General features: G+C 51.3%; 2 tRNA genes. Both read left to right on the forward strand.

What is annotated here, in order from left to right:
- Window positions 1–166 precede the first annotated feature (166 nt).
- Window positions 167–243: transfer RNA gene (locus tag BBA90_RS06825), tRNA-Ile, on the forward strand.
- Window positions 244–350: 107 nt separating this feature from the next.
- A tRNA-Ala gene (locus BBA90_RS06830) sits at window positions 351–426 on the forward strand.
- Window positions 427–705: the final 279 nt, after the last annotated feature.

Consider the following 705-nt stretch of genomic DNA (forward strand, 5'->3'; position numbering starts at 1 on the left):
CCGGGAGGGCGCTTACCACTTTGTGATTCATGACTGGGGTGAAGTCGTAACAAGGTAACCGTAGGGGAACCTGCGGTTGGATCACCTCCTTACCTGAAGATACTTTCCCGCGAAGTGCTCACACAGATTGTCTGATGAAATTTAAAGAAGCAGTAAAACTCTCTCCAGGCTTGTAGCTCAGGTGGTTAGAGCGCACCCCTGATAAGGGTGAGGTCGGTGGTTCAAGTCCACTCAGGCCTACCAAATTCTCCCGATTTCTGCGTTATGACAACGGCTCGCATAGTTTACTATGCTTCGCGTCGTCACGCCTTGAACTCGAAAGAATTGGGTGAAGGGTTTTGCGAATCATTGGGGCTATAGCTCAGCTGGGAGAGCGCCTGCCTTGCACGCAGGAGGTCAGCGGTTCGATCCCGCTTAGCTCCACCATCAACGTCCCCACGTTGATACTCAACTTCTGAATGCATTTTCGAGTGCATTGCGAAGTTATTGCTCTTTAACAATCCGGAACAAGCTGAAAATTTGAAACGACCGCGTCGTATTCGTTCTCCGTAATAAGAACGATGCGCGATGCGGCCGGGTCTCAAGATTATCGCGATTCACAGCGTTCAAAACGCCTGTGGGTTGTGAGGTTAAGCGACCAAGCGTACACGGTGGATGCCCTGGCAGTCAGAGGCGATGAAGGACGTGCTAATCTGCGAAAAGCGC

Origin of the sequence: Pantoea eucrina (assembly GCF_001691555.1) — a bacterium.
Lineage (GTDB): Bacteria > Pseudomonadota > Gammaproteobacteria > Enterobacterales > Enterobacteriaceae > Pantoea > Pantoea borealis.